4 protein-coding genes are annotated in these 8,414 nt (G+C 47.2%); 2 read left to right on the forward strand and 2 right to left on the reverse strand.

What is annotated here, in order from left to right; genetic code table 11:
• Positions 1-798 precede the first annotated feature (798 nt).
• A complete protein-coding gene (locus tag QUB70_RS16755) occupies positions 799-3,900 on the reverse strand; it encodes an MFS transporter (protein WP_332982038.1) in 3,102 nt (1,033 codons plus the stop codon).
• A gap of 440 nt (positions 3,901-4,340) precedes the next feature.
• Here QUB70_RS16755 and QUB70_RS16760 point away from each other — a divergent pair, with 440 nt between their 5' ends.
• Together QUB70_RS16760 and QUB70_RS16765 are read left to right on the forward strand one after the other, a co-directional pair.
• Positions 4,341-4,682, forward strand: a complete 342-nt coding sequence (locus tag QUB70_RS16760) for a hypothetical protein (RefSeq protein WP_332982040.1) — start codon at positions 4,341-4,343, stop codon at positions 4,680-4,682.
• 82 nt (positions 4,683-4,764) lie between these two features.
• Positions 4,765-5,955 (forward strand): NAD(P)/FAD-dependent oxidoreductase, encoded by a 1,191-nt coding sequence (locus QUB70_RS16765; RefSeq protein WP_332982042.1) that lies wholly within the window; start codon positions 4,765-4,767, stop codon positions 5,953-5,955.
• A 186-nt stretch (positions 5,956-6,141) separates the two neighbouring features.
• Here the strand turns inward: QUB70_RS16765 and QUB70_RS16770 are convergent.
• Positions 6,142-8,414: choice-of-anchor D domain-containing protein (locus QUB70_RS16770; protein WP_332982044.1), on the reverse strand; the 2,273-nt coding region annotated here is incomplete at its 5' end.

An 8,414-nucleotide genomic window follows, 5' to 3' on the forward strand; every position in this document is an offset into this window, starting at 1 on the left:
AATTTTTTTTCTTGTGGAATGGGCCCCAGAGCCCGTTCCAGAATTTGATTAAAAGGATTTTTGCAAGAGGTCTATTATGCACAACCTATGACCTACAAGTTATAACCTGACGATCGGCATTCTCAAAAGAAACGGGCGATCGAACTCAAAACAATTCGCGTTTGATACTGACGCAGCCAGGGAGGTGGGCGGTTGGGAGAACAGGCGTACTGGGTTGAGAATCCTAAATATAGTATTAGATAGACCTCTTGCAAAAATAATTAGGACGGGCCCCAGAGCCCGTCCCACAAGAGTTATTTTTTCTTCTGGGATGGGCCCCAGAGCCCGTCCCATCAATTGATGAAAGGATTTTTGCAAGAGGTCTAATATCCGCAGATTTTTCGCTTACATCCCAAAATAAAATAGACAATCAAAAAATTATGCTTTTTACTTTTCTATTTTGAATGAATCAAAACAGCTAATTAAGATGTATAAATTCACAGCTTGCACCTTATTTAAAAAAACTGTAAGCTGTTGTGCATTTAAATTGTATATTTCGAGTCCCGATCGAACAATCGTCAAATCCTCTCCCCCGATCCCCATCGGACCCTCTCCCTCTCTAATACCATAGGCAATTTAGATGCAACACAGCTTATGAGCGGGTTTGCCAATAAGCTTAAACAGTGTAAATAAATTAAAAAATAAATTAAAAAAACCCGTTCCCACCCACGAGACAATCCTTTACTAAAATTAATGCCTGATGTCAGTAGAAACTAACATCAGGCACTATTTGCGATCCGATCGCAACTTGAGTCTTTTTTACCGGATGACGGCTAAAGCACCGGCGCCTGCTGCTGCTACTGCCGAAGTAAGAGCAGTGAAAAACAGCCACCAAGAGGCAACTTCTGCTGCTTTCCGGGTTTCTTCCGCTTGTTTTTCAGCTTGCAATTTAATGCTTTCGAGGCGAAGCTGCGCTTCTTGCTGCAAGCGTTCTGCTCTTTGCAAGACGCTGTTGCGGCTTCTTTCAATTTGGTCGATCAAGCGGTTGGCATCTGCTTCGGAAATGTCCTCGCGAGAACTAATTAGCGCGACTAAAGTATCGCGGTTGAAGTGACCCAGCCGATCGCGCAAAGCGTCAAATCCGGCTTGCGGATCGTCAAACAACTTCCGCACGTCCCGCGTAATGCCTTCGTAATTTAGTTCTGGGCGATCGAGCGAATTGAGGTAATCCCGAACTTTTCCGAGAATCCCGTCAATTACGGACTGAATGCGCTCCTGTATTTTCTGAATTTGCTGTTGGAATTGGTCGCGCACCGACACAATTTGATCGACAATCCGATTGGCTTCTGCTTCAGAAATATCCGGGCGCTGAGAAAGCAGAGAAACAACTGTAGCTCGATCGATGTGCGACAAGCGATCGCCCAAACTGTAAGCACCGACTTTCGGGTCGTGCAGCAGCAGTTGCAAGTCGCGCTTGATGGCTTCGGGATTTAATTCATCCTTGCCCGTATTGCGCAAATAATCCTCTAAAACACCCTGAAAATCTTGCACTTGAGTTTGCACCCGCTTGGCCAAACGGCGCGGCGCTTTCACGATCGAGCCGAGAGTATCCTGCACTTGGTCGATAATTTGGTTGACTTGTTCCTCCGTCAAATCTTCTCTCTGAGAAAGCAGTTTTACCAAAGTATCGCGATCGACCTGAGATAGCCTTCCGCGCAGCGCTAAAGCTCCTTCCTTGGGATTTTCCATCAATTTGGTCAAATCCCGCTTAATCCCTTCTGGATTGAGTTCTGACTTGCCAGTATTGCGGAGGTAATCTGCAAGGGCAGTGGTGCTTTGATCGTACTGATCCTTAGCTTTTTCTGCCAATTTTTGCGGCGCGGCGAGCGCGCTTTGCCAAGTTTCTTCGGCGCTGTCGAGAAGCTGATTTACTTGGTCTTCGCTGAGGTCTTGCCGCTGAGATAGCAATTTTACCAAACTTTCGCGATCGAACTTAGAAGCTCTTGCTCTGAGCGCCCACATTCCCGCTTCCGGGTTGTCCAGCAGCGTTTTCAAATCGCGCTTGATGCCTTCGGGATTGAGTTCTTCTTTGCCCGTAGACTTCAAGTATTCTTGCACTCTTTGCCACTGGTTGTCTAGTCGGACTTGCGCTGCTTCTTGCAGACCTTTAGCATCTGCTAAAACTACATCTCGCGTCCTTTCCAACTCTTTAACAATCTGTTCTACTTCCTGGAAGCCGAAGCCTTCGCGGCCTCTGAGGATTTGCACGAAACTGTCGCGGGTGTAAGGAGAAAGCCGATCGCGCAACTGTTCGTAAGTAGCGTCGGAATCCTCTAAGATTTTTTTGAAATCGCTCCCGATACCTGCTGCTGTCAGTTCCTCTTTCGGTGTCAGCTTCAGATAAGTTTCCACCCGCCACTGCAAGTCGCGAGCTTTTTCTTGCTCCTCCGCAAAGATAACGGTTTGCAACACTCGCTGTCTAATTCCTTCTAACTCCTGGGAAATTTCTTTAATTTTGTCTTGGGTAAAAACGCCTCGACTGGCCAGGATTTCCGTAAAATTCGACTGTTTGAGTTTTTCTAATTCGCGGCGGACTGTTCCGGGATCTGCGGTAGGATCGTAGAGCACGTCCCGAAATTCGCGCTCGATCGCTTGCGGGTTCATCTGCCACGAATAAGTGTTGAGCAAGTAGTTTTCTACATCGGCACGAATTGGACTGTAAGTTTCGGGTTCGCCTTTGACTTGAGCGGTAACTTTATCAGCTTGCTGGGTAACTTTGTCTTTAGCTACTTTAAGCTGACCCATTACTTTTTCAACATCTAAGTCGGAAATATCCGTGCGGCCCAAAACTATCCCCATTAAAGCATTGACAGCCATTGTCGTTGCTTGGGACATCATGGTCGGGCTTTGTCCGGAATTTTGACCGCCCAGATTGCTGAGGGCTTGTTCTACCCTACTTGCCAATTTATCTGAGACCAAATCTCCTGATTTGGCTGATTTGAGATAATCTACCAATTGGGCGATGCCGTCTGATTTCTGGCCTTGTGTTCCTACTTGTTTCCAAGCATCTTGGAGTTGGTCTACAATCCGGTTTACGTCGCGTTTTGACAAGTCCGATCGCGAACTTACTAAATCTACGAGAGTTTGCCGATCGAGATTCGGCAAATTTTCGCCAGCAATTGCTTTGAGTTGGGGATCGTTGAGCAATTTTTCAAACTCGCCACGCATCGCTTTGATGTCTAATTCCGGCGGTTTGAGGCTTTGGATGTAGTCTTCGACGTTTTCTCGCAAGCTTGTAGGGTCGATCGCGCTACCGAGTTCCTGGCCCATTGCTGCTGCTGCTGCTTTGGCTGTGGCCACTACTTGGTTGCTGGCTGCTTTCGCGCCGAGGGCCGCCGCTGCGGTGCCGAAAATGGCTTGAACGCCTGATGTCGCGGTGTTAACGACGGAACCGATCAGGGAACCGACGGTGGTAGAGCTCACCCAGACGAGGAGCGAGAAATAGGTGGCCCAGACGACTAAACCGACGATCGCACCTAAACCGGGACTGCTAATCAAGCTGAGCTTAACTGCCAGCAAACAAGCAAAGAATAGGGCGACGGTGACGGTGATTAGCGTCCAAGTGCCTACTTTGCGGCCGATGTGGCGGACTGGGGGGCTGACGCTATCGGAGTGGTGGTCGTCGTCGTGGGATTGTCCCATGTAGGAAAGGCCCGCGGCTACTGATAAATTTGTTAGCAAGAGTTGGAAAGCGCAGGCTAGAACGACTCCAGCGATTAGGGCGATAAAAAATTGTGGCCCGGAATAGAGAAGTGCTGCGTCCTCTACTGTGCTTGTTGTAGTAGTCTGCTCTACCGGCACTTGGGCCAGCCAGAACCCGATGTTATACATTTCTGGATTTATTGGCAAATTTTGATACATAGTATATTCCTCGTTAAAGGGTGGGTGCGCGCGATCGTTGGCGCGAGTTGACTAATTATATAGTTTTAGACTCATGCCCCCAATGGCAAGCATCGTCTTATTGACGAGCTAAAGCATCCCCCTACAGTTGGAAGTGTATAAATATGTCTGCGGCCTAATGTTATTTTAGAGATATTTGTGCTATGTGAATCTTGTTTGATTTGTGAACTAAACTTTTTTTAATGAACCGCAGAGGGCGCAGAGGGCGCAGAGGAACAGAAAAAAGAGAAAAAAATTGTTAGTCGTAGGGTGCGTCGCCATCAAAAATCCCTAAACAAAGATCGACAATCTCATGGCGACGCACCTGGGTAATTCCTGGTAGATGGTAAACAAATGCAACACTTGTTTGATCGCAATAATTTTGTAAACATGGTATTAGTTATTAGCCTTCCAAGGATGGGATGATGCAGCGAGAAACTCATGCCATTATTATTGGCGGCAGTCTAGCAGGACTGTTGGCTGCTAGGGTATTAGCAAAACACTTCGATCGGGTAAGTATTGTTGAACGAGATTTTTTCCCCGAAAAACCCGCACCTCGCCCCGGGATTCCTCAATCCCGTCACCTTCATATCCTTTTAAATAGGGGGAAAATCATCCTAGAAGAGTTTTTTCCCGGCTTGGAAAACGAACTGGTAGCTGCTGGTGCTCCTAGTTTAGATCCGAGGTCGATCGGGTGGTTTAGTCCGGCGGGTTGGGCACCGCTTTTTAGCCCGGATCTCAACGATTTAATTAGGGCTTGCTGAAAAAGTGTAGGTAATGGAAAAACGAGGCTACACAGCTTGAAAAATAGTAGGTTTATTCCTAAATTCCCAAATTTAGCCAGAAATGAATAAGGAAAGTGCAAGGGTTTTGAGCCTCTATAATCCTATAACTTGCACTTGTTTGAGCGAAAAAAGCTTTAACCCCTTATTTGGCAAGCTTTCTACTTTTATTCAGCAAGCCCTAATTATGTTTAGTCGGGATTTGCTCGATCGGCAAATTCGCCGCCGCTTGGCTGAAAATACGAACGTGCATTTCCTCGAAGGAGGGACTGTAACGGGGTTGCTGGCGAATTCCTCGCGCGCGGAGGTTGCTGGCGTGTCGGTGCGTTTTCGCGATCGCCACAATCCAGGTAACATCAATGAAGAGAATTTGAATGCAGATTTAGTCGTCGATGCTAGCGGTAAAGTTTCTCAAACACCTAAATGGTTGAAAAAACTCGGTTACGAACCTCCGCCAGAAACGGTTATTAATGCTTTTGTCGGCTATGCCACCCGCATCTATGAATGCAGCGGTAAATTCTCAGACACAGCGCCAGTATTTGTGTCAACAGCGCCGCCATTTCGCACTCGCGGCGGTGCAATTTTCCCGATCGAAGGCGATCGCTGGCTGGTGACTCTCGGCGGGGGCGATCGCGATTATCCCCCCGCAGACGAAGCAGGTTTTGTAGAATTTGCCCGCAGTCTGCCAACTCCGATCATTTATGATGCAATTAAAGACGCAGAGGCGATCGCACCAGTTTATAGTTATCGAGGTACTGAAAACCGTTTGCGCCACTACGAACGCCTCCGCCGCTATCCTGAAAACTTGCTAATTGTCGGTCATGCAGTTTGCGCTTTCAACCCAGTTTACGGCCAGGGAATGACGGTTGCTGCACTCGATGCTCAGATGCTAGATGAATGCCTGCTGCATCAGCGGCAGCGCTATCCAGAAGGCAATTTAACAGGCTTGGCGCGACAATTTCAACAAAAACTCGCAAAATTACACGCTATCCCTTGGACGTTTGCTATCAGTCAGGATTCGCGCTATCGTCTAAGTGAAGGTGCAAAACCAAACCTCGCTACGCGGCTGACAATTGATTACATGGATCTGGTGTTAAAAGTGCTTGTGGGGGATGCGAAGGTTTGTCAAGCATTTTTGGAAGTTCTGCACCTGATTGAGTCGCCGGCGGTACTTTTTCATCCGAGAATTGCGGTAAAGGCGATCGGGCAATTAGTCAGCAACGGGCAGAAAGTAGAAGGCACAAGGCAGAATTAATAGACCTCTTGCAAGCCCTAACTAGGACGGGCAAGATGCCCATCCCACAAAATTTTTTTTCTTGTGGAATGGGCCGGAGAGCCCGTTCCAGAATTTGATTAAAAGGATTTTTGCAAGAGGTCTATTTTTTTACCATCAAGGGAGATAAACGCAGATGAATATGATTTCATCTGCGTTATTTTAGGCTCAGACTATTCGGAAATCGCTAACACCAATTAGGGTGGCGGTGACTCCACTCAAAGAAGCAACTAATTCTCCACTTCCCTTTAACTTAATCAGCGCACTGTTATTGTCCTGACTAATTTCTAACTGGTCAAAACTCAGACCTCCCGACAATCCGATGAAATCCTGACCTTTGACAAAATCCGAGACAATATCAAATCCTTGATTAAATCCGATGACAAAAGTGTCATTTCCCAAACCGCCAATTAAACTGTCGTTGCCTAAACCTCCAAACAAAATATCATTACCTTCGCAACCGAGAAGCGTATCATTGCCTAAGTCTCCATAAATCGAATCGTTGCCCAAGCTGCCGTCAATTAAATCATTGCCTTGACCTGCATAAACTAGGTCATCTCCTGCACCGCCGCAGAAAGTATCATCTCCGAGTTGTCCGTAGAGAGTATCATTGCCTTCACCGCCGAGAATTACATCGTTTTCTTTACCGCCGAATAAATTATCGTTTCCTTTGCCACCGTCGATGAAATCATTGCCTTCATTACCAAAGATTAAGTCATTATCTTCTTTGCCGTTAATTGAATCATTGCCTTGATTCCCGAAGATAACATCTTCACCAAAACCACCAAGAATGATGTCGTTTCCTTTGCCGCCAAACAGAATATCGTCTCTCTGATTGCCGTCAATGAAGTCATTGCCTTCATTGCCGTTGAAGATATCATTAAATTCGCCACCAATCAGGTTGTCGTTGCCTTCTTTGGCATCGAAGATATTGGGGTTGTTGCTGCCAAAATAAGCGTCGTTGCTGGGAGTACCAATTAGCAGAACACCACCATTGATAATGTTATCAATTGGTTGGTTGGGTTGGTTGAGATTGGGATACTCAATTTTGTCGCAAATGCAATTGGTATCAGGCGCGGGCGTTGTTACAGGTGCGGGCGTTGGCGCTGGCGCATTCACCAAGATGATGTCATCAGCCGACAGGGTAGAAATGTTATTCAGTAAGATTTGCCCGCCACCGCTTAAGTTTAAGACTAAACCCGCAGGAGTCGTTTGTAGGGCAGCTAAGACTTGCGCCGCAGAGGTGAAACCCAGGGCAGCATCGAGTTGCAGCTTGTCTTGCCCTGTCGTGAAGTCAGAAATTATGTTTACCCCTAATGTGGAACCGGAGACGGGGACAAAACTGAAGATATCGCTACCGGTACCACCTGTCAGGGTATTGTTTTCGGTACCGCCTGTGATGGTGTCGTTGCCACTACCGCCTGTAATTACGTCATTCCCGGCATCGCCATCAATCAAGTTATTGCCGTTACCGCCTGTGATGGTGTCATTGCCATCGCCTCCACTGAGGGTGTCTGCACCGCTAGTGCCTGTGAAGTTATCGTTAAAGGGGCTACCAATAACGGTTACAGCTTGGGGGAAGGTGTCGAAGTTTTGGGTGACACCGACTGGGGAGGTGGAGTAGTTGATGACGTTGGTGGGTGTTGGAGTTGGTTCTGGCGCAGGCGTTGGAGTTGGTACAGGCGCAGGCGTTGGAGTGGTTACGGGTAGAGGCGTTGGAGTGGGTACAGGTGCAGGCGTTGGAGTGGGCGTTGCTGTTGCTGTGACTGATGCTGAAATCGCGAAATCAAAGGGATTTTCATCGCTATCATCATTGACAAATTGCAGCGTACCTGTTTTATTTCCGGCTGTCGCTGTATCTACTTGAACTTGCAGGTTAGCACTTGCGCCTGCTGCGACAGTTGTCGGTAAAGTTCCGACTAAGCTAAATCCAGTTGGTAAAGTCAGGTTGCTGAGGTTTAAAGCTGCTGTACCGAGATTTTTGACGGTAAAGGTTTTGTTGAGAGTGCCGCCAATTAATGCACTGCCAAAGTCGATCGCACTTGTCGTACCATCAGCAATATCCGTTGTGCCGTCTAATACTTGGATTTCTGGTGCAGCAGTTGCTGTGACTGATGCTGAAATCGCAAAATCAAAGGGATTTTCGTTACTGTCATCATTGACAAATTGCAGCGTACCTGATTTATTTCCGACAGTGGTTGTATCAACTTGAACTTGCAAACTAGCACTACCGTTGGCGGCGACAGTTGCAGGTAAATTTCCGACAATGCTAAATCCGGTTGGTAAAGTCAGGTTGCTGAGGTTTAAAACTGCTGTACCGAGATTTTTGACGGTAAAGGTTTTGTTGAGAGTCGCGCCAATTAATGCACTGCCAAAGTCGATCGCACTTGTTGTACCATCAGCAATATCCGTTGTGCCGTCTAATACTTGGATTTCTGGAG

Origin of the sequence: Microcoleus sp. A003_D6 (assembly GCF_036702825.1) — a bacterium.
Taxonomy (GTDB): Bacteria; Cyanobacteriota; Cyanobacteriia; order Cyanobacteriales; family Microcoleaceae; genus Microcoleus.

Excerpts from the sequence above, each read along its gene's own strand:
- QUB70_RS16765 (WP_332982042.1), top strand. The coding sequence starts at position 4,765 with ATGAATAAGGAAAGTGCAAGGGTTTTGAGCCTCTATAATCCTATAACT.
- QUB70_RS16755 (WP_332982038.1), bottom strand. The coding sequence starts at position 3,900 with ATGTATCAAAATTTGCCAATAAATCCAGAAATGTATAACATCGGGTTC.
- QUB70_RS16760 (WP_332982040.1), top strand. The coding sequence starts at position 4,341 with ATGATGCAGCGAGAAACTCATGCCATTATTATTGGCGGCAGTCTAGCA.